The sequence below is a fragment of the Klebsiella terrigena genome (assembly GCF_006539725.1).
Classification (GTDB): domain Bacteria; phylum Pseudomonadota; class Gammaproteobacteria; order Enterobacterales; family Enterobacteriaceae; genus Klebsiella; species Klebsiella terrigena.
On the sequence record NZ_BJNO01000019.1, the window covers coordinates 56,721 to 77,925 of the forward strand.

Below are 21,205 nucleotides of genomic sequence, written 5' to 3' on the forward strand. Positions count from 1 at the left end.
CTTTTATAGCGGCGGGCTATCTTTTTATCTGGAGTCTGAGATGTCTACCTGTGACCTGACACTTATTAGCCACCTACTGTGCCCCTTTGTGCAGCGTTCAGCGATCGTTCTTCTCGAGAAAAATGTGCTATTTGAACGCGTAAATGTAGACTTATCGGCAAACCTGACTGGTTTCTTGCTCTGTCACCCACTGGCAAGGTGCCGCTACTTAAAGTGTGTCAGGAAAATGGTGAAGGTGCTCTTATTTTCGAGAGCATGGTGATCTGCGAGTACCTTAATGAAACACAGGACGGTTATTCGATGTATGCTGACGATGCATTAGTAAGAGCCAGACAGCGCGCATGGATCGAGTTCTCTACATCAATGCTTGGAAATGCATGGCAATTTTTAAATGCGACTGATCAGGTCATTGCAGACAGCAAACGCGCGGTGTTCCGTGAGCAGCTTGAACGTATTGAATCTGAATTGAGCCTGGGACCTTATTTCTCTGGTGCCGAATTCAGTATGGTTGATGCGGTCTACGCTCCTGTTTTCCGTTACTTCTCCATCATCGATGCATCAGTCTCTGAGGCGATTTTTGAGGGGCTTCCACGTGCTTTAGCGTGGAAAGCTGCACTTGCGAAAAGGGAAAGTGTACAAGCCGCTGTATCATCAGATTATGCAGAACTTTTCCAAAATCATCTTCGTCAGCATTCCGCAATTCTCGCTGCCTGAAGATATTCGCTGGGAAACCGTGACCTGTTTCCCGCTGATTAAAACACTGCAATGTTAGTAATTCCTCCACCAACTGAGAGAACAATTTTGAACTTCTGCTTTTCGCTCAGGCTGTGTGAAAACCCTAGTCCAAAACTGATGTGAGCGTGTCTACGCAAAATCTGAAATTAATCGACCGGTTAGTAGAGCCGAATTTTACGTATGAGCGCGGTTTTCAGCTCTGTTTTTGGCAGTTTCAGCGGCCAAAAAAGTTTTCACACAGCCTGCGCTCTCAGCAGACCTTCAGCGTCACGTATTTGTCTGCTGTGTGCCATAAGCGGACATTTTGAACTACCTAACGTTATATTTTCTCCTGATTGACGCGTGACGAAAGTTCCTGATGGCTCTCTTTTCGTTCGCTGTAGCGATCGGCAAGGTAACTGCTTTGCCCCTTGAACAGGAGAGTGATTTTAAATAACTCCTCGGCGACATCGACAATGCGGTCATACCAGGACGAAGGTTTCATTCGCCCGTTTTCATCGAATTCCTGCCAGGCTTTAGCGACTGAAGACTGGTTAGGAATAGTGAACATCCTCATCCAGCGGCCAAGAATTCGCATCTGGTTCACCGCATTAAAAGACTGCGAGCCGCCACATACCTGCATTACAGCGAGAGTTTTGCCTTGAGAAGGGCGGACCGCGCCTTCGCTTAACGGGATCCAGTCGATCTGGGCCTTCATCACCGCACTCATTGCCCCATGCCGCTCAGGAGAGCTCCACACCATTCCATCACACCATCTGACCAGTCCGCGCAGCTCTATGACTTTTGGGTGTGTATCCGGAGCATCATCCGGCAGGGGTAAACCTGAAGGATTAAACAGCCTGACTTCCGCCCCCATCGCCGTCAGCAGGCGACCCGCCTCTTCTGCTGCAAAACGACTGTACGAACGCTCTCTTACCGAGCCATACAGAATCAGAATGCGTGGAGATTCATTGAGCTGTAGGTGCTCAGCAATCTTTTTATCGAAACAATCAGCGTTCAGTGCAGGAAAGTGTTCCATTATTTCTCCTCCGGGATATTACGGTGATTTCAAAGCTAATGCATATGGTTTACCATATGTATATTCTGAAGGGAACGGAGTAATCAATGCTACAGCCTGTTCAGCTTTTTAAAATCCTGTCGGATGAAACACGTCTCGCCATTGTCATGCTTCTCCGGGAGTCCGGCGAACTATGCGTATGCGATATATGTGCGGTCACTACTGAGTCACAGCCCAAAATATCTCGCCATATGGCTATTCTGCGTGAAGCAGAGTTAGTGCTTGACCGCCGGGAAGGCAAATGGATTCACTACCGTCTGTCTCCCCACATGCCAGCGTGGGCGGCTGAGACGATCACGACGACCTGGCAATGTATGAGAGAAGATGTGGGTGAATGGCTGTCAAAATCAGCCTGTACATCATGCTGAGAATTTTTCATCACATATACATAACCATATGCAAAGGAACCTGAAATGATTTTGGCAGGGAGTATATTTATACTGACGCTGGTCCTGGTCATCTGGCAGCCCAGAGGTCTAAGCATCGGTTGGAGTGCAAGTATCGGAGCAGTGTTGGCGCTGGGAACGGGAGTTATCCACATTCATGATATCCCTGTAGTCTGGAACATCGTCTGGAACGCAACAGCGGCATTCATTGCGGTGATCATCATCAGCCTGCTGCTCGATGAGTCCGGTTTCTTTGAATGGGCCGCGCTGCATGTTTCCAGATGGGGTAACGGGCACGGCCGCCTGCTGTTTACCTGGATAGTACTGCTTGGCGCAGCTGTTGCTGCTCTGTTTGCTAACGACGGTGCCGCGCTGATACTGACGCCAATTGTGATTGCAATGCTGCTCGCACTGGGGTTCAGCCAGGCGACGACGCTGGCTTTTGTTATGGCTGCGGGATTTATTGCCGATACCGCCAGCCTGCCGCTGATAGTTTCCAACCTGGTGAATATTGTCTCGGCGGATTTCTTCGATCTGGGCTTTACGCAGTACGCCTCCGTGATGGTCCCTGTGAACCTTGCGGCCATCGCTGCAACGCTGGTCATGCTCCATCTCTTCTTCCGCCGCGATATTCCGGCCAGATATGACGTTTCACTGCTCAAAACGCCTGCCAGCGCGATTAAAGATCCAGCGACGTTCAGGGCGGGCTGGGTTGTTTTACTGTTCTTGCTGACCGGTTTCTTTGTTCTGGAGCCGCTGGGGATCCCTGTAAGTGCGATAGCAGCAGTTGGGGCTGCGGTGCTTTTCGTGGTAGCAAAGCGTGGTCATGCCATAAATACCGGGAAAGTGCTGCGCGGTGCGCCCTGGCAGATAGTGATTTTCTCGCTGGGTATGTATCTGGTCGTCTACGGCCTGCGTAACGCTGGACTGACTGAGTCTCTTTCAGCCGTACTCAATATGCTGGCAGACAAAGGTTTATGGGCTGCTACGTTCGGTACCGGCTTCCTGACTGCGTTCCTGGCGTCTGTGATGAACAATATGCCGACGGTACTCATTGGCGCATTGTCTATAGACGGGAGCACTGCGTCCGGCATAGCCAGAGAGGCGATGATTTATGCCAATGTGATTGGCTGCGATTTAGGTCCTAAAATCACCCCGATAGGCAGTCTGGCAACCCTGTTATGGCTTCATGTGTTGGCACAGAAAAACATGACCATCACCTGGGGGTATTACTTCCGCACGGGCATAATCATGACTCTGCCCGTGCTGTTTGTCACTCTGGCCGCGCTGGCGTTACGGCTCTCCGTCACTTTGTAATGAGATACAGATATGAGCAACATTACCATCTATCACAATCCGGCCTGTGGGACCTCACGTAACACGCTGGAGATGATCCGTAACAGCGGTAACGAACCAACCATTATTTATTATCTCGATACTCCCCCGACTCGTGATGAACTTATCAAACTGATTTCAGATATGGGTATTGGAGTACGTGCATTGCTGCGTAAGAACGTCGAACCCTATGAGCAGTTGGGTCTTGATGAAGAGAAATTTAGTGATGAGCAGTTGATTGATTTCATGCTTCAACACCCGATCCTGATTAATCGGCCGGTAGTCGTTACGCCGCTTGGCACTCGTCTTTGCCGCCCTTCAGAAATAGTGTTGGATATTCTACCGGAAGGTCAGAAAGGAGTGTTTACCAAAGAGGATGGCGAGAAAGTCATTGACGAAATGGGGAAACGGGTTAAGTAATCTGCCCACTTCAAAATATCGGACGCCTGTTAATGCTTTGCGGGCGTCCGCTTTTCGCTCTCAGCAGACCTTCAGCGTCACGTGTTTGTCTGCTGGTCAGGAGCGGACGTCACCAACAATTGAGTGTGCTACTCATAAGGGAGCAGATCAGACGAACTCAAAAATAGTTGTCGGGACCCTTAGCGAGCATGCGGATAGGATGCATTTCAGATGCATTTCTGTTTCAGGGAAGCTTAATCCACGTGATACGTGGGATAATCTATATAACCTGCATCTCGCCCGGTATAGAACGTATCCTTATCAGGAATAGCTATCGGCCACCCATTTTTCATGCGTTTAACGAGATCAGGATTGGCTATGAAAGGACGCCCAAATGCGATTAAGTCGGCATAACCTTCTCTGAGTGCCAGTTCTGCACGCTCCTGTGTATAGCTGCCCGCGACGATGAGGGTACCTTCGTAGGCCTCGCGAAACTTTGTCAGAAAGCCAGCAGGAATGGCCTGAGCTCCCAGAGATTCCTGATCGCTCAAATGCACATATGCGAGATGTCGACGACGCAGTTCGATACCCAAAGATAACCAGGTATCCTGCTCATCATCAAAGCCATGCATATCCTGCAGGCGGCCAAAGGGTGCAATACGGATACCTGTCAGATGACTCCCGATGGCTGCAGAGACGGCATCCACCGTTTCCAGCGTAAACCGCAGGCGATTAGCAATATTACCGCCATAGCGGTCTGTCCTGTCGTTAAGTCCACCATTGATAAATTGCTCGAAGATGTAGCCGTTAGCCGCGTGGATCTCCACACCGTCAAAACCCGCCTCGATAGCATTTTTAGCCGCCCGAACGAAATCCTGTGTCACCCGCGGGACTTCATCCGTTGCTAATGCGCGGGGCTGGCTGTGAAATACGCGTACAGACTGACAGTTATCACCGGGAATGTGAGTGGTGCAGCCTTCTGCAACGCGTGAGACGGAGCTGACCGGTGCCTGCCCATCAGGCTGGTGAGCAATGTGAGAGGAACGACCTACGTGCCAAAGCTGGATGAATATTCTCCCACCTTGCGCATGTACTGCCTCAGTCACCTTTTTCCAGCCCTCTATCTGTTCGTCAGTGTAAATTCCCGGCGTGTAAGCCTGTCCACGGCCTTCCATTGAAACAGGTGAACCTTCGGAAACAATTAAACCTGCTGTTGCGCGCTGGCGATAGTAGGTGACCATACTGTCAGTGGGAACATGGTCATAGGCCCGCGATCGGGTCATTGGTGCCATAACGACACGATTATTAAGCTTTATTCCATTCATTGTATAGATATTCAGTAACTCGCTCATTCTGTCTCCTGAAGCCATTTCATGGTAAAAATCTGTTAGCAACGATCTTATCCTTATTTGAAGGCCATGATTACCTGGGCAAAAAGACCCTCAGTGTTGAGATAAAGGAACCAATATTTGTGACGGCACAACTCAATGGCGTACAGGAATTTACTGAAGTCGTCAGAAAAGGCAGTTTCGTTGCTGCAGCTGAGGGTTTAGGCGTGACGCGTTCTGCACTCAGCAAAAGCATCAAGCGTCTGGAAATTCGGCTGGGGGTTCGCTTACTCAACCGCAGTACGCGAAGCCTGTCGCTGACACCGGAAGGTGAGATCTATTTCAATCGCTGCACTGTTGCTCTGGATATGATTTCAGATGCCGAAAGCAGAATAGAGGCGGGGATAGTCGAGCCGTCTGGACTGATGCGGCTGACGGTTCCCGTGGCCTTTGGGCACCTTTTCATTATGCCCTTACTCAATATCATGGCGTTAAAATACCGGGCCCTGAATATCGAAGTTGATTTCAGCGATCGGGTTCGCGACCCCGCGACAGACGGCTTTGACCTTGCACTGAGGCTTGGCCCCCTGCCTGACTCAGGTGATTTGGTTGCCACCCGCCTGGGCGAGCAAAGGCTTATCATTTGTGCCTCAGCGGGCTATCTGGAACGAGCAGGCATCCCCATTGATCTTCGTGAGCTTTCATCACACAGATGCATTTCAGGGTTACCATCAGACGGGCAAACTTACTGGCTAATCCGGGGCAAAGAGGGGCACGTTGTAAGACATGTTGTTTCCTCAGCCTACCGTTTTAATAATGGTCAAGCCATGCTGGAAGCGGCTATCGCAGGATGTGGGGTGACGCAACTTCCGGACTGGTTATGCGGTGATGCCATCAAAAAGGGGCAGCTTCGTGCAATTCTACCCACCTTTCAGGCACCGCCCACCCCCATTTCTGCAATGTGGCCCAGGACTCACACGGTGCTTCCTAAAGTGAGAGCCTTGATTGAAGAACTGAAAAAAGAGTTGCCGGCACTGTTAACGAGCGCGCAGCGTTCATCTGTTACGAGATAATGAGATATCAGTGCCTGATACACCAGCGACCGCAAGCCTGCCAGAATTATATTCGCTCAAGCATATTGACCAATGATTGTGAGCGTCTGTTTCCATTCTTGCCCGGTAATGAGCACCGTAGATTTCGCCCCCCTGAGTCATACGTTTTCTCCTGGATAATCCGGCCTATTATCAGGAAGGCCGACTGGTTAACCTTCAAGCGGCATAATAATAAAGCCGAAGGTCAGGCGGCCCAGGCGGAATACGCGCTTATATGCGCTATGTGAGGCAAGATCCGGCGGATAAGTGAGTTGTATCTGTAAATGGGGGATTTTCACTCCTGACGGGCGCAGTCAGTCGCGCCCGTTATTTAGTTCATCATTGATGATTACTTCGCAGCATCCCGCAGGACCTGCTTCATAAAGGCGACGGAGCTCTCCAGAGCCTGCACTGCTTCTGGCTGCAGCGTGGAGAAGAAATGCCAGGCGTGGAACATACCCGGCCAAACCTCCAAATTTACGCGAACCCGGTTATCACCCAGATGAGTTGCGAGCCGCATCGCGTCGCTCAGCATCAGTTCATTCTCGCCAATCTGAACCAGCACCGGCGGCAGACCCGTCACATCCGCAAACACCGGTGATGCCATTGGGTGATTAGGTAACGCATCGCCCAGGAAGGTGCGTGCCAGGAAATCCAGGCCGGCCTTGGTGTTCAGAGGATCAAGACCTTCCCGGTTGGTCATGGAGACGCCCGTATGCTCAAGGTTGGCCCATGGGGAAATGGAAACACCGCCGGCCGGAAGTGGCAGGCCTTTATTACGTGCAGCTACCATAATGGTAACCACCATTGCTCCGCCCGCAGACTCGCCCGCCAGTAAGATTTTGCTGGCATCAAAGCCCTGTTCAATCAACCACTCATACGCACGAACGGTATCGGTAACGGGCGTGGGGAAAGGATACTCCGGTGCCAGACGGTAATCCGGCATGTAAACCCGTGCGCCCAGCATGCTGGCGTAGTTACCACCAATACCGTGATAGCCCGCCGGTTCGCCGACAATATAAGCCCCGCCGTGGATGTACATAACGATGGCATCAGTTTCAAGTTTGTCAGGCGTCACCAGCGTGCCCGGTACGCCCCCCATGTCGACTTCAGTAAAACTGATACCGGAAGGTGCAGGATTTTTAGCCAGCATACGGGTATAGGCGTCACGTACCTCACTCATAGGCGTTACGGTATCCTCACCCGTAAGGATTGGACCCAGGCCGGCCAGGCTTTCTGACCATTCTTTTACGGCTTGTTTGGTTTGTTGATTCAGCATTTTTATTCCTGTTTGTATTTGCGTTAAAAAATAACAGGAACCTATAGTATATAAACATTTAGGGAATGTGCTTCCCGTATCAGGGTACGTTAAAGCCCGTATTAAAGGAGATAAATAAAGCATGGAGATCAACAGCATTGGTGATATCGCCGCATTCGTCGCGGCTGTAAAAGCCGGGAGTTACACCCACGCAGCGGGTTCCCTCGGGCTCACTCGTTCTGCCATTGGCAAGAGTATTGTCAGGCTCGAAACGCGTATGGGTGTTCGTCTCCTTAACCGTACCACCCGGAGTCTGAGTCTGACTGATGAAGGGAGGGTCATGTTCGACCGTTGCCGACAGATACTGGATGACCTGGAAGAGGTCGATGCCGCCATGGCCATGCGCAGGGGGAAACCAACGGGGACTCTCCGGCTGAGTGCTCCGCTTTCTTTTGGGCAGCGCCATATCCTTCCCATTCTGGATGTTTATCTGAAAAAGTGGCCGGAACTTCGTGCGGAGGTGTCCTTTAGCGACAGGTTTGTTGATCTTATTGAAGAAGGCTTTGATATTGCCATTCGCATCGGTGAACCCCGCGATGACTCGCGCATTCTTACCCGAACGATTGCTTCGCAGCACATTGTCACTTGTGCATCTCCAGAATATTTGTCCTCACGGGGCGTTCCAGAAACGCCCGCAGACTTAACCGGGCATGACACTATTTTTCTTCTGAGTGCAGAAAAGAGACGCAGCTGGCGGTTTGCGACTCCGGAAGGTACTTTTGTGTATGAAGGACCCGGGCGGCTAAACCTCGACAGTTCGGAAGCCATGCGGGCATCGGCAATTTCCGGATTTGGTATCGTTCACTTACCGACCTATTTGCTAGGGGAGGATTTACGTAGTGGTAAGCTGATACCGGTGCTTGAGGAGTATCCTTTCCCTCCGGAACCTATTCGGCTCATTTATCCCAGTAAACGACATTTATCCCCGCGAATTCGGGCCTTTATTGACCTGCTTGTGGAAAGCTGGGAGCAAGGTTTACCTTGGGAATAAAGTATATCCAAACGCAGTTGTCCGGCTACATTTTCAGGCACAATGTCCGCTCCTCGCTCACAGCGGACCTTTCATAACCAGAGGTCCGCTCTGTGCCAGAAGCGGACGTTGTATCTTTGCACGCTGCGATAACTTTTTGATAATTTTGCAAACGCATTAAAAAGACAATTATCAGAGTGGCCTCTTAAGTGTTCTTATGCAGATTGCGGTAGCCTCCTGGCGTTCTTCCGGTATGACGTTTGAATGCCAGCGAAAAAGAGGGAACAGATTTATATCCGGTTAATCTTGCTATCTCACTAATACTTAAGTGATGTTTCCTGAGTTCAGCGCATGCCAGCTCCATTCGCCATGACGTCAGATAATTCCCGGGCGTTGAACCGGTAAGCTGGTGAAACCGACTAGCGAACGCACTGCGGGACATGGCTGATTTAGCAGACAGACTTGCCAGCGTCCAGTCTGCAGATGGAGAAGAATGTATCAGTGACAGTGCGGTTCCTATTTTCCTGTCACCGAGCGCTTTCAGCCAGGATGTCCCTTTCTGATTACCCTCTAAGTATTCCCTCAGCATCTGCACCAGAACAAGTATTGCCATGCTACTGGCCACAATGTCGTGTCCGGGACGAAGCGCTGATGTTTCATGCGAAAGCAAAGTGATAAGGGCGGTGAGTGCAGGAGAAGAACTTTCCTCTCGTCGTGAAACCAGAACCGGAGGCAGATGTTTTAAAAGCAGCGGGCTGGAAGCCTCCTCAAATACGAATCTTCCCCCAATCCCCTCACTGATAAGTTCTCCCTGGCCGTAGCGGACCACGCCATCCGCTTCACGGTGAGAAGAGAATATCTGCCGTCCGTCACTCACCATCAATGCCGGACTTGAGCCACAGCAGTAAGCGTCACCCGAGGTCAGAAGATAGAAGTCCCCTTTTTCAAGCAGCAGAGGCTGCATTCCGACCATCCAGAGCCAGAAGTTCCCCTCAAGCACAGTGCCGAACTTAATGTGTTTATAAGAGGGAAACCGCATTGCCCAGGGGCCACGTGCTTCCATACGGGCCGTAAGAATGGCCTCTACCTTCAGGAGTGAAAGAATATCAGACAGCGGATCCATAACATCCTGGACGAATGAATAATAAAAAAGGGATTTCTATAATAAAAGAAAGCTTTTATCTGCGTCATTATCATTTGGAGCTTAACGGAGAAAACCAAATGAAATACGCAGAACTGGGTAAAACAGGGGTTTATGTTTCACGCATTTGTCTCGGGACGATGACATTTGGCGGGGCGGATAATGCCGCCGGTAATGCCATCGGCCGTCTGACGGGCAAAGAGGCGGATATTATCGTTGGTGAGGCGCTGGACGCCGGCATCAATTTTATTGATACCGCCGATGTCTATGGTTCGGGGGGCTCTGAAAGCGTGCTGGGCGAAGTGCTGGCGCAGCGCCGCGGTCAGGTTTTCCTTGCAACAAAAGCGCACAGCAGAATGAATGCGGGCCCAAATGATGCAGGCCAGTCGCGCTATCACTTGATGCAGGCGCTTGAAGCCAGCCTGCGGCGGCTTAAAACCGATCACATTGACTTATATCAGGTTCACAACTTTGATGCTGCAACGCCGCCTGAAGAGGTTTTACGGACACTGGATGATATGGTGCGACAGGGTAAGGTCAGGTATATCGGCTGTTCGAATTATGCGGGCTGGCAGCTTGCCAAAGCCCTGGGTGTCTCGGCTGAACATAAGCTTGAGAAATTTGTCAGCGTACAGTCTTTTTATTCGCTGGCCTGCCGCGACATTGAGCATGAACTCCTGCCGGCAATCAAGGACAGCCACAGCGGACTTCTGTGCTGGAGTCCACTGGCAGGCGGGCTGCTTTCAGGCAAGTTTGATCGCAGCGGCAATCATGACGCTTCGGGCAGGCGCGCGAAGATCGAATTTCCACCCGTCGACAAGAACCAGGCATGGGATATCGTGGATGTGCTCAGAGCAGTTTCTGAAAAACACAACACCACACCAGCCTGCATTGCGCTCGCCTGGCTGCTTTCGTCACCGCAGGTGACCAGCGTTATAGCGGGCGTGCGTAATGTGGAGCAACTCAGGGGCAACCTCTGCGCACTGTCTGTTGAGCTCAGTGAAGAAGAAAAAGGAATGCTCGATGAGGTCAGTCATCCAGGGATTCGTTATCCGGGCTGGATACAGTCATATAATGCCGCGAGTCGTTTCCCTGCGGGCTTTACCGATACCGGACCCAGTTGGGTGCTGGGCGAGTCACCCGTCTGAAATAAAATATATATGGGATGTCCGGTTCGTATTTAGGCCGAAAAGGGCTGGTACAAAATAAATGCCAGTAGAAGCTGAATATCTCAGTGTCAAAGATCCGCTGCTCGCTCGAAGCAGCCTGATGGGCTTCACCTACAGCAGTTTGGTGCCAGAAGCGGACATTACTGGCAGACTGAAGCAGATAAAGTCCTGCCCGCATGCGGCAATTAGAGCTCTCACATTGTTTATGCTGCAAACCGGCTTTCTGGTAAACCGGCAAAGACTGCAGATTCGGCCTTCAGTAAAGCACCGTCATAAATTGATGGCGCAGAAAGCCCCACAGAAGCAGTGGTGCAGTAGAGGTTGGTGAAGCCCTCACCGGCCAGTATCGGACAGGTGCTCTGGATACCAGGGGATGGCAGGATAGTGTCTGTGGTCCCATCCGGACTGTAACGAACAATACGATTCCCTCCCCATTCAGCATTCCATAAATAGCCCATCGCATCCACGCAGGAGCCGTCAGGTGCACCATTGCCTGCTGTTTCGGTGAACACGCGCGGGTTCTCCAGAGATGGATAATCGCAGCAGAATATTTTGCCCTGCATCGAGTCGCTGTAATAGATCGTGCAGCCATCGGGGCTGAAACAGATGCTGTTCGGGATGGCGACCTCGGGCAGCGCAAGCGTTTCAACAGTCAGCGTTGCAGCATTTAGTCGGTGAAACTTACCGATGACTTTTACGGGATAACCTTCATCCATAGTCCCAAAGACAAAATTACCGGCACGGTCGCACCGTCCGTCACCTGTGCGGGTGCCTGTTTCTCCCGGTGAGGCTGCCACCGTTGTAAGAATACCGGTGTTGAGATCATAGAAAGCCAGCCTGGACGCGAGTCCCATCAGCAGAATGTGACTCTTTTCGGTCAGGGCAAAGGATCCAAGGCGTTCTGGCAGCGACCAGCGCATCACAGCGTCATCGCCTTCTTCTAAGGCGAGTAGTTCACTGCATTCAATGTCAGTCCAATAGAGTCTGCATGTTCTTTCACACCACAGGGGGCACTCTCCCAGCGTATTCCTGACATCAGCTGCAATTGAAAACATGTTAATCCTCCGGATAAATAAAGGTCGTACTGCACATTGAGCGTGACTCACCCGCGTCTGCGCTGTGGTAAACGTGGGTAAACGCAGTTACTGCAGATAACGCGCAGAAAGTCGATCGCTGAAAAGCATGACGGCAAGTCCGATCAGCATAACCAGCATTCCCCCCAGCCTGAGTAACGAAACCGGACGCCGCACAGCGCCCAACAAGCCAAAATGATCAATCATCTGCGAGGAAAGTAACTGTCCGACAATCGCCAGCCCGAGCAGAGCTGAAAACCCAATTTTCGGCGCAAGCACGACATAGCTGAACAGTGCACATGCACCTATCATTCCGCCCGCCAGACTCCAGAGGGGTTGCGACGGGATCGCCGCTAGCGATGTCATCAACCCACCCCGCAGCAGCGCGTAAATCCCTAGACTGAACGCGCCCGCCGTAAATGAAAACAGCGCCGCAGTGACCGGGTCGCCGCCCAGTCCCTTTGCCAGCTGGCTGTTCAGGGTCGTCTGCAGGGTGATCCCCAGACCTGCGGCAAAAGCGATTACGTAATAGGTCATGCCCATGCTTTTCATCCTGGTCAGTCGGCCTGCACCAGCGGCAGGAAGGTGTCAGCAAAAATGTCAGGCTGGTAGCCAGAGGCTGCAAAAAGGTGCTCACGCGACTCATCAATCGCCGCACGTAGTCGCGCGCTGTCTACGCCCAGCACCTTACCGTTCTGTTTAACGATGCGTCCGCCGATCATGACGGTGTCGATGTTGCTGCGCTCGGCGGCATGAACCACCGTGCCAAAGGCATTGCCGGACGGGTAAAGATTGAGATCACTGACGCTAATCAGCACCAGGTCGGCTTGTTTGCCTGGCGTCAGGCTGCCAACTTTGTCCTGCAGCCCTGCACAGGCAGCGCCATCAAGAGTCGCGGCTTTAAGGAGTTGCGCCGCCGGAAGCGTTTTCAGCGCATGTTCAGAATCGCAGCACTGCTGCTGATGCATGCCCATCACGCGCTGCAGGTAAAAGGCGACGCGCATCTCCATAAACATATCGGTGCTGTACGACGTTTCATTGTCTACGCTCAGGCCAGGGTTGATGCCATGACGCTGCGCGGCCTCAATGGCGAACATCCCGCTTTCGATGCCATAGTGCGAATCTGAGCGCGGGCAGACGTTCACCCGGACACCGGCCTCCCGCAGAATTTCCCATCCCCTGTCGGGCAGCGCCGTGCAGTGATTGAAAATATTGTCCGGACCCAGAAGCCCCTGCTGATGCAGCGACTCAAGTTCAGACCCCATCTCAGCGCCAAAGAACTCAGTGACAATCGACAGTCCCAGCCGGCGGGCTTCGGCCCACAACTCCGGCTCCAGCTGGGCCATGACGGCGAGAGAGACCAGGCTTTCAGGGTTGTCGGTGAAATACTTATCCTGCAGACGCTGCCAGTTTCCCGGCCAGTGCGCTTTATCCCATTCGCCAGCTACCGGTGCGCCGGAAGCATGAATGGCACGAATGCCGGTATCAAGCAGGGCCTCGACGGCGGCATCGGAATGCGCTGCGGTTCGGCTGTTGTGCGAGTTATCGATCATTGTGGTGATGCCCGCGTCAATAGCGCCCAGCGCCGTCAGCAGGTTGCCAACATAGATATCGGCAGGACGGTAATATTTAGCGAAGGAGAAGTGCGTGGCGTTGCTGTAGTCGTCCAGGCAGGTGGCGTTTGGGTTAATGCGGCGCAACTGTCCTTCCCATGCGTGACGATGAGAATCGACCATTCCCGGCATGGCGATCATGTTGGTGGCATCAATGACATGCGCACCCGGCACATCAAGGTTCTGGCCGACGGCGGTAATCGTTGAGCCGTTGATGAGAATATCGCCGCGCTCAATGTTACCGACGTTCCCGTCCATGCTCAGTATCGTCGCGCCACGAATCAACGTAGCCTGTGAAGTGACATTCTGATTGTTAACAATATTTCGGATGTATTTGGTCATTAAACCTGCCTCTTTCCTGATTAATGGGGAAACGATACACCACGTTATTAGCCTGAATAAGATGCTTAAAGCGTTTTCATAATTCATAATTCGCGAATAATCAGACTCACTTTTACCCAGGAGCAGGACGATGGATCGGATTCAGGCTATGCAGGTTTTTATAAGGGTTGCTGAAGCCGGAAGCTTTGTGCGCGCGGCAGAGACACTGTCACTGCCAGCTTCCACCGTCACCAGCACGATTAAAAATCTGGAGAAATACCTGCAGGTACGTCTGCTTAACCGGACAACAAGACGGGTCAGCCTCACACCTGAAGGACTGCAGTATCTGGTGCAGTGCCGGGAGATCCTGTCGCTAATTGAACTTAGTGAATCCAGCCTGAGTGATTCCGTCAGGCGACCCCAGGGACGGCTGCGGGTTGATATGCCAGGGGGTATCGCCCACTTCGTCGTCATGCCCAATCTGAAAGAATTTTACCGGCTCTATCCGGATATTTACCTGATGATTGGCGTCAGCGACCGGCAGGTCGATCTTGTTCAGGAAGGGATAGATTGCGTGATCCGAACCGGAGAATTAACCGACTCCACGCTGGTTGCGCGGCCACTTGGCCGGTTTCGCTGGGTGACCTGCGCCTCGCCTGACTATCTCAGGCAATACGGTGTGCCTGAGACGCCGGAAGCGTTGTCGCTGCATCGGGCGATTCATTACTTTTCCGGTTCGGGAAGACGCACTAATGAACTGCGTTTCACACGAGGCACTGAGGCCTTCTCTGTGCCGGTTGAGGGGGATGCAGCCGTTAACGAAACGGGACTCTATATCAGACTGTGCCTTGAGGGTTTTGGGCTGGCGCAGCTTGCTGAGAATGTGATTTCGGAGAATCTGCGGCAAGGCAAACTGGTCGAGGTTCTGGCGGACTGGCAGCCACCTTCCGTGCCGGTGACGATGCTCTATCCGCATCAGCGTTTTCTCTCTCCCGCCGTGCGTGCTTTTGCTGACTGGGTCGGCGAACTTTTCAACGATGTCGCAGGTGAGAAACGGCCTTCCCGGTAAGAGATGGTCTTGAGAGCAAGAGTACGCTTCAGAACGATAATGGACAGCATCCACAGCAGAGGAACCGATCGTTCCCCTGTGGTGCCAGCCAATTCAGCCCGTCTGCTGTACAGGTTCCAGATGCGCATTTCGTCCGGCAGCCATTCCGGTGCAGGCACCTGCGACCGCGATTGCTGCGGTCATCAGTAATGGCAATGTCCAGCCTCCGGACAACTCCTGTACTTTGCCCAGCAGCAGCGGACCCATCGCCGCCATCAGATAACCGACGCTCTGCGCCATGCCTGACAGCGCGGCGGCGTCACCGGCATTTTTGGTACGAAGTCCGATGAAGGTCAGGCCCAGCATCATACTGGCACCCGAGCTGAAGCCGAGAAGAGCAGCCCACAGCATCGCCAGATTCGGCAGGTACATGATGCCGATAAAGGACGCAGCGGTTAACAGGCTGACGCCGGCAGCGGCTGCTTTCTGATCGTTGAGGCGACGCAGCGTGGCGGCCAGAATCAGGCCGGGAATGGCGGTGGTCAGCTGAAGAATGCCGTGTACTTCACCGGCCTGGGCTGAGGAGAGTCCACTGTCCGTTAGAATGGCGGGCAGCCAGCCGACAGCAACATAAAACGGCATCGCATTCAGGCCCATAAACAAGGTGACCTGCCATGCCAGAGGCGAGCGCCAGACCGCGACGGTCGCCGTTGTTTTCTCACCCGCTGCTGGCAACTGATGCTTCATCTTTAACTGGGGCAACCATAAAAGCAACGCAAGCAGCGGTGCAATAACCAACATGGCTAACGCGATGTTCCAGCCCCAGTTCTGCGTCAGAGGAATGACAACGGCTGAACCAATAGCACCAGCCGCGCCCATGGTGATGGAATATGCCCCCGTCACGGAAGCCACGTTGCCAGAAAAGTCGCGTTTGATAAGGCCAGGCAACAGGACATTGCCGAGGGCAATCCCGATACCTATCAATATGGTTCCGCCATAAAGCGCCCAGACACTGCCTGTGGAGCGAAGCAGGATGCCAGCTGAAATCACGGCCAGGGCACCAAAAAGGGTGCGTTCAAGACCGTACTTGTGTGAGATGGATGCGCTCAGCGGTGAAAAGGCGGCAAATGCCAGTAAAGGCAGCGAGTTAAGCAACCCAACGGCAGTAATACTTAGCCCAAAATCATGGCGAATAGACTCTAAAACGGGTGCGATAAACGGCTTAACAATTTATCCGAACTGAAACTAGAAAAATGCCGTACCAGTACAGACTGATACGGTTATTTTTGTGGTTTATTTTGTCAGAGTGGTTATCCCATTGTGCAACTGATTTCCTTCCCACAAATATAAGGTGGGGCATACGCTTTCCGGCACATATCCAGATAATCCGACCACCACTGCATCATCGCTTTACGGGCATCGAGATATTCTGCTTTATGGATGTAGGCTGCTCGAACGCTATTGCGTTCCTGGTGACTCATCTGCCGTTCAACCGCATCCTGTGCCCACAGGCCAGACTCCATCAGGGCACTACAGGCCATTGCCCGAAACCCGTGGCCGCAGATTTCATCTTTTGTGTCATAACCCATCAGGCGTAGCGCCTTATTGACCGTGTTTTCGCACATCGGTTTATACGGATTATGATCGCCGGGGAATACCAGTACCTGATGCCCGGATATTTCCCGTATCTGTTTCAGAATAGCAATGGACTGACGGGAGAGTGGAACGATATGTGGAGTGCGCATTTTTGCACCACGCCCGGAGTAGCGGACACCGGGAATGGCCTCGCGAGTGGCAGGAATGGTCCAGATTCTATTTTTGAAATCGATCTCAGACCAACGGGCGAAACGCAGTTCGCTGGAACGGATGAACAGGTGCAGAGTAAGTGATACTGCCAGGCGGGTTAACTCTCGTCCTTGCTGGTAGTCCTCAATACGAATCAAAAGCTCCGGCAGTCGCTCCAGCGGAAGGGCAGGGTAGTGGCGTTTAACGGGAGGGGCGATGATACCGTCCAGATTTGCTGCCGGATTGTGCTCTATCAACTCCTGATGTACGGCATGACGCATGATGTTGCACATATGCTGCCGGGTACGTGCTGCGACTTCCAGCAGACCTTTTTTCTCAATCCCTTTCAGCAGGTCGATAAAATGGCGGGTTTTCAGTTCTGTGACCGGCAGGTGTCCAATTATCGGGAAGATATGGTTGTTCATGCTGGCAAGCAGGCGGGTTGCGTGGTTCTCTGACCAAGTTCGGTTGCTTTTATGCCAGTCCAGTGCCACATACTTGAAAGTTTTTTCTGGTGTGGAAGTGGCTCTTTCAGCGGAGCGCTGTTGTGCTGGATTGATATTTTGCGCGAGGAGTTTACGGATACCGTCACGTTGTTGACGGGCATCAGCCAAAGATACGTCGGGATAGGCACCTAGGCCGAGGCGGGATTCTTTACCATTGATACGATATTTGAGATACCAGAGACGTGAACCGGCTGGATTGACTAAAAGGTACAGGCCATGAGAATCGGAAACTTTGAAAGGTTTAGCGGATGGCTTTAAGCTGCGGATTTTTGTGTCGTTAAGAGACATTTGGGGGTCACTCCGTCATCGAACCAACATGACCCCAAATCTGACCACCAAATTCTCCCGATGCGGAGGGAAAACTAAAAATGCATCGGGAAGACTTTTCACACTAACTCGTTGAATCTAAATCGTATAAAGATTCGTGAAGATGCATGAAAACATAAATTTGGCTCCTCTGACTGGACTCGAACTTCATCTGTATCTCCTGTTGTTACTGACTTTGTTAAAGTTAAATATATTTTTACCAGCATATTTACCATCATTATTATTTTCTTGTCAATTAAATATCAATTAAAAACAATTGGTTGTTGTCTTAACCATCTAACTATAAGCATCTTACTTTTATTTGATTATCAACATGGTGTTGTCGTTATTATCGTTAAAGTAATTGATATAAAACAATTGGTTAATTATTAGTAAAGAAAGAATGTTTAGTCAAGGCTAAAGCACTTACATCCAAGATTACTTATCTGCTCTCACACCATTCTGAAAAACCGCACCTCTTTTCCACTTTCTCTATCATGTTGAATGGGTTAACTTTTATGAAACACAAAAGCAATCGGTAGAACAATGACTACACAAAAAGAAATAGAAGAAATCAGGACTGCGTTATCTTGGTTTGATGTACGCCGATATGATGGCCTGAAAGACCTCACCCTAGAACAAATCTATGCAGAGCTTGAAAGACGGATGTTGGCTTACAAAACAAGACAACAATGGGAAACAGCAGGCAAAGATAATCAAATGCAAGCTATATACCATGATGCCAAAATCAGATGTGGTGATGTGATACTTCAATCGGACTGGATTTCAGACAATCACAGACTGTCGCATAGCTATGCTGTAAGACCAATGACCAGAGTTCAATTGTTCAACTATGGGCGGGCTATGTATCGGCTGGAGACTTCAGAGCAAACAGATCCTGTTGCAGTGAGTTCCGACTACATCTCTGAGTATCTGAAACAGGGGGGGATGAACCCAGCTAACAAGATGCTGATTGAAATTGACTTGGAAGAAGCCAGCAGTGACGATCTCGCAGAACACCTGCAAGTGCTGATTGCTCTATGGCAAAAGCACCTAAAAACGCCTAAACCCCCGAAACGAAAGTTTAGGTTTGGTCATAAGACCTTTGAAAGAATACTTGATTACAAAGTCATCCCTTTGATGGATTTGATCTCATGGGAACAGCTCTACAACGAAGGTAAGAACATACCTTTCACCATTTTAGCTGACATATTGCATGGTAATAATGGGATCAGAAGTAGTGAGAACATCAAAGATACTGATTATGGTTACGCGAAAAGTTATCTTGATAATGATGAGTATTTCAAGGTTTTAAATGATTTTTATATTAAAAACAATATGTTAAAGGATTGGAATGTCATTGACGTAATAACATTTAACGATAAAGCCTCGGATAAAAACAAAAAGTAAACACAAGGGATGTTCACAATCTGCGAACGTCCCTATAAAGAGTATCCCTCCAAAAATTTCCGCGAAACTCACGGTTGGTGAACATCCCTAGTTTAATACTAGCCAAAATCCTAGAATTATCTCCATCGAACAACACAGGAGATAAACATGGTTCAAAACAAAACAGATAAACATCCAAAACTTATTCGGTTGCCCGAAGTAATAAGGAGAACGGGATTTGGAAAGACATGGATTTATACACTTATTAAAGCTGGTCGCTTTCCATCACAGGTTAAAACGGGTTTAAGGTCTATTGCCTTTATAGAAAGTGAGATTGATGCATGGATTGAGAAAATCATTTCTGATTCACGTCCTGTATCTGAATAATAAATATTTTAATAATAACAAGAGTAAATAAAATGAATAATCAAGAAATGGAAAGTATCAAAAAGTTATCCACAAAAACATTTTATGATATGACAAAGTATCTTTATGTGGCTGGGATGCTGATATATAAAGAGCAAGGAGATAATGAGTTAGTTGCATCTATTATGTTAGATAATAATAGAACGGAATCGTATCTTTCACATGTTAAAGATCATCTGGCTAAGCGTTTTGATGGATATATGGAAGAAGCTGGTAAGAGAGAAAGACTGATTTATGTTGATATGGATAAAGTTATATTGGAAATGAAAAATGTCCATATAAATGCATTACTTTTTGGCATGAGCTAACAGCAGAGTATTCGGCCTCGAAAGGGGCTAATAAAAAACAAAATGAATTAAATAAGCATTTAACTATGAGGGTGTAAATATGTCTAAAGAAAAGATAGGTTTCAATAAATCAACCGAACTGTTCTATGAGCTTGCTTGTAGGTCGTTTACCGCAAGCTGGAATATGTTCATGGAAGTAAATGGCGATGGGGATGCTAATGATTATTTGGATGATCCAGATTTTATGAGTCCATTTATTATCCATGTGATTAATCATATTCAGAACAACTTTGAAAGGTTCACTGCCCAAGAAGGTAATAGTGGTGATATTAATCAGGTTAACTTTGAACTGGTCGCTTCCATGTTAGTCGAGTATTCAGAAAACTTTAAAAAGTAAAAAAATAATCTTGCCCCGTAAGGGGCTAACAAAAGGCATAAGAGGAAAATATAAATGATAAACAACAACGAACAAAGTTCTATGACAAATAAAATGTCTGTAGTTGTAAGCGTGTTGTGTGATGGACCTCCAGAAGTAATGAATACTATTCAAGAGCGTTTTGAAATATTTATTGCCATTACTGGGTATTCAGTAGAAGAAATCATGGATGATAAAAATATATTTGATGAGTTAAATCGATTTATTAATAACGAGCTAGTGGATGATTTGGGGTTTGAGTATGACTGCGTCGTCATAAATATCGGTTATAACAACTAATGTTTTACTAAATATTAACTGAAAAGTGAGGGTGAAAAAATGAAAGAGATTGTATTGAACAGCTATGATAAAACAAAAATGAACTTGTTGCTGACATCTTACAAGGATTCTGCAATGAGATATATAATATTTATGAAAATGATCCTGAAACAGCAATCTATATTATGAGTTGGGGTAAACTTTCAGAAGTTATTTATGATGTGATTATAACTCGTGAGATAATGAAATACTCTATTAAAAATGATGTTTCTGGTACCAATAAAAATGATTTAAAGGATGAAATCTTACATTGGCATCTTGAGCATATCATTGAACTTGTTTCAAGAAATATAAATCAGGATGAAAATAAAGATCCTGTTTACTGGAAGCTGAAAATGACAGTTGTTTGATTTTTAGATGGTATGAGTATTCCCTCGAAAGAGGGAAATAACATGAACGATAAAAATAAGGCGTTCAATATGATTGATGAATTCCACGTTATTTTTATGTATAGAAAAATCCAAGCTGAAGCGGCTAAAACTGATTTAAAAACCTTGAATCAACTGTTGAATAAGTTCCGTAAGGTAGTAGCGGAGCGCCGTGAAGAATACTATCTGGAGATTAGTGAGAAAAAGGCACAAGAGCTAAGGGGTGAGAGGCTACAAAAAATATGGGGGAAAATGAAACGTGACAGAGTTTTACCAGAAGATCTTATTGACAGGTAATAACCAGTCACAATAACGTATTTAACTGGCGGCTACGCCGCTATTCTTTATGGATAAATCCATCATCAACAGGGGTGAACCCTGTTCCAGCAATGTGATTGTC

23 protein-coding genes and 1 pseudogene are annotated in these 21,205 nt (G+C 49.3%); 15 read left to right on the plus strand and 9 right to left on the minus strand.

Going from position 1 to position 21,205, the window contains the following annotated elements:
• Positions 1–198 precede the first annotated feature (198 nt).
• Entirely contained in the window at positions 199–714 is a 516-nt protein-coding gene (locus RTE01_RS19280; protein ID WP_238532065.1) for a glutathione S-transferase family protein, read from the plus strand.
• Between the two features lie 340 nt (positions 715–1,054).
• Here the strand turns inward: RTE01_RS19280 and arsH are convergent, their stop codons facing one another.
• Positions 1,055–1,753 carry an arsenical resistance protein ArsH gene (arsH, locus tag RTE01_RS19285; RefSeq protein WP_123552177.1) on the minus strand — a complete coding sequence of 233 codons (699 nt, stop codon included), beginning with the start codon at positions 1,751–1,753 and terminating at the stop codon, positions 1,055–1,057.
• A gap of 86 nt (positions 1,754–1,839) precedes the next feature.
• Here arsH and RTE01_RS19290 point away from each other — a divergent pair, with 86 nt between their 5' ends.
• The 3 genes from RTE01_RS19290 to arsC are packed head-to-tail and all read left to right on the plus strand — an operon-like array spanning position 1,840 to position 3,933.
• Positions 1,840–2,160, plus strand: coding sequence for a transcriptional regulator (locus RTE01_RS19290; protein WP_064407404.1), 321 nt, complete (start codon positions 1,840–1,842; stop codon positions 2,158–2,160).
• A 45-nt stretch (positions 2,161–2,205) separates the two neighbouring features.
• Entirely contained in the window at positions 2,206–3,495 is a 1,290-nt protein-coding gene (locus tag RTE01_RS19295; RefSeq protein ID WP_134526793.1) for an arsenic transporter, read from the plus strand.
• 12 nt (positions 3,496–3,507) lie between these two features.
• Positions 3,508–3,933, plus strand: coding sequence for a glutaredoxin-dependent arsenate reductase (gene arsC, locus RTE01_RS19300; protein ID WP_076946774.1), 426 nt, complete (start codon positions 3,508–3,510; stop codon positions 3,931–3,933).
• Positions 3,934–4,166: 233 nt separating this feature from the next.
• Here the strand turns inward: arsC and RTE01_RS19305 are convergent, their stop codons facing one another.
• Entirely contained in the window at positions 4,167–5,264 is a 1,098-nt protein-coding gene (locus RTE01_RS19305; protein WP_015697048.1) for an alkene reductase, read from the minus strand.
• A 119-nt stretch (positions 5,265–5,383) separates the two neighbouring features.
• Here RTE01_RS19305 and RTE01_RS19310 point away from each other — a divergent pair, with 119 nt between their 5' ends.
• A complete protein-coding gene (locus RTE01_RS19310; protein ID WP_015697049.1) occupies positions 5,384–6,313 on the plus strand; it encodes a LysR family transcriptional regulator in 930 nt (309 codons plus the stop codon).
• Positions 6,314–6,680: 367 nt separating this feature from the next.
• On the opposite strand, the gene RTE01_RS19320 is transcribed toward RTE01_RS19310, so the two are convergent.
• Positions 6,681–7,610 (minus strand): alpha/beta hydrolase, encoded by a 930-nt coding sequence (locus RTE01_RS19320; protein ID WP_015697051.1) that lies wholly within the window; start codon positions 7,608–7,610, stop codon positions 6,681–6,683.
• Positions 7,611–7,731: 121 nt separating this feature from the next.
• Here RTE01_RS19320 and RTE01_RS19325 point away from each other — a divergent pair, with 121 nt between their 5' ends.
• Entirely contained in the window at positions 7,732–8,640 is a 909-nt protein-coding gene (locus tag RTE01_RS19325; protein ID WP_015697052.1) for a LysR family transcriptional regulator, read from the plus strand.
• A gap of 184 nt (positions 8,641–8,824) precedes the next feature.
• On the opposite strand, the gene RTE01_RS19330 is transcribed toward RTE01_RS19325, so the two are convergent.
• Complete coding sequence (locus tag RTE01_RS19330) at positions 8,825–9,742, minus strand: AraC family transcriptional regulator (RefSeq protein WP_013199736.1); 918 nt, start codon at positions 9,740–9,742, stop codon at positions 8,825–8,827.
• Between the two features lie 98 nt (positions 9,743–9,840).
• On the opposite strand from RTE01_RS19330, the gene RTE01_RS19335 reads away from it, so the two are divergent.
• Positions 9,841–10,908 (plus strand): aldo/keto reductase, encoded by a 1,068-nt coding sequence (locus RTE01_RS19335; RefSeq protein ID WP_013578385.1) that lies wholly within the window; start codon positions 9,841–9,843, stop codon positions 10,906–10,908.
• A gap of 224 nt (positions 10,909–11,132) precedes the next feature.
• Here the strand turns inward: RTE01_RS19335 and RTE01_RS19340 are convergent, their stop codons facing one another.
• The 3 genes from RTE01_RS19340 to RTE01_RS19350 all read right to left on the minus strand — a co-directional run bounded on the left by RTE01_RS19340 (position 11,133) and on the right by RTE01_RS19350 (position 13,957).
• Positions 11,133–11,984 carry an SMP-30/gluconolactonase/LRE family protein gene (locus tag RTE01_RS19340; protein ID WP_015697042.1) on the minus strand — a complete coding sequence of 284 codons (852 nt, stop codon included), beginning with the start codon at positions 11,982–11,984 and terminating at the stop codon, positions 11,133–11,135.
• Between the two features lie 87 nt (positions 11,985–12,071).
• Entirely contained in the window at positions 12,072–12,545 is a 474-nt protein-coding gene (locus tag RTE01_RS19345) for a DMT family transporter (protein ID WP_015697043.1), read from the minus strand.
• A gap of 14 nt (positions 12,546–12,559) precedes the next feature.
• Positions 12,560–13,957 (minus strand): amidohydrolase family protein, encoded by a 1,398-nt coding sequence (locus RTE01_RS19350; protein ID WP_129991134.1) that lies wholly within the window; start codon positions 13,955–13,957, stop codon positions 12,560–12,562.
• A gap of 130 nt (positions 13,958–14,087) precedes the next feature.
• Here RTE01_RS19350 and RTE01_RS19355 point away from each other — a divergent pair, with 130 nt between their 5' ends.
• The gene (locus RTE01_RS19355; RefSeq protein WP_015697045.1) at positions 14,088–15,005 is read left to right on the plus strand and encodes a LysR family transcriptional regulator; all 918 of its coding nucleotides are present in this window, start codon (positions 14,088–14,090) and stop codon (positions 15,003–15,005) included.
• Positions 15,006–15,098: 93 nt separating this feature from the next.
• Here the strand turns inward: RTE01_RS19355 and RTE01_RS19360 are convergent, their stop codons facing one another.
• Positions 15,099–16,214, minus strand: a complete 1,116-nt coding sequence (locus RTE01_RS19360) for an MFS transporter (protein WP_134526790.1) — start codon at positions 16,212–16,214, stop codon at positions 15,099–15,101.
• Between the two features lie 80 nt (positions 16,215–16,294).
• Positions 16,295–17,563: a tyrosine-type recombinase/integrase gene (locus RTE01_RS19365; RefSeq protein ID WP_129991912.1), complete on the minus strand. Its 1,269-nt coding sequence runs from the start codon at positions 17,561–17,563 to the stop codon at positions 16,295–16,297.
• A gap of 564 nt (positions 17,564–18,127) precedes the next feature.
• Here RTE01_RS19365 and RTE01_RS19370 point away from each other — a divergent pair.
• The 7 genes and pseudogenes from RTE01_RS19370 to RTE01_RS19400 all read left to right on the plus strand — a co-directional run bounded on the left by RTE01_RS19370 (position 18,128) and on the right by RTE01_RS19400 (position 21,102).
• On the plus strand, positions 18,128–18,991 hold the full coding sequence (locus RTE01_RS19370; protein WP_134526787.1) for a DUF6387 family protein: 864 nt from the start codon (positions 18,128–18,130) through the stop codon (positions 18,989–18,991).
• Positions 18,992–19,138: 147 nt separating this feature from the next.
• Positions 19,139–19,357, plus strand: coding sequence for a helix-turn-helix transcriptional regulator (locus RTE01_RS19375; RefSeq protein WP_005969708.1), 219 nt, complete (start codon positions 19,139–19,141; stop codon positions 19,355–19,357).
• Between the two features lie 32 nt (positions 19,358–19,389).
• Positions 19,390–19,704, plus strand: a complete 315-nt coding sequence (locus tag RTE01_RS19380; protein ID WP_134526784.1) for a hypothetical protein — start codon at positions 19,390–19,392, stop codon at positions 19,702–19,704.
• Positions 19,705–19,783: 79 nt separating this feature from the next.
• On the plus strand, positions 19,784–20,080 hold the full coding sequence (locus tag RTE01_RS19385; protein ID WP_134526781.1) for a hypothetical protein: 297 nt from the start codon (positions 19,784–19,786) through the stop codon (positions 20,078–20,080).
• Positions 20,081–20,161: 81 nt separating this feature from the next.
• Positions 20,162–20,398, plus strand: a complete 237-nt coding sequence (locus RTE01_RS19390) for a hypothetical protein (RefSeq protein ID WP_134528562.1) — start codon at positions 20,162–20,164, stop codon at positions 20,396–20,398.
• 39 nt (positions 20,399–20,437) lie between these two features.
• A pseudogene (locus tag RTE01_RS19395) lies at positions 20,438–20,787 on the plus strand (hypothetical protein).
• A 69-nt stretch (positions 20,788–20,856) separates the two neighbouring features.
• On the plus strand, positions 20,857–21,102 hold the full coding sequence (locus RTE01_RS19400) for an H-NS family histone-like protein (protein WP_174824244.1): 246 nt from the start codon (positions 20,857–20,859) through the stop codon (positions 21,100–21,102).
• Positions 21,103–21,205 lie beyond the last annotated feature (103 nt).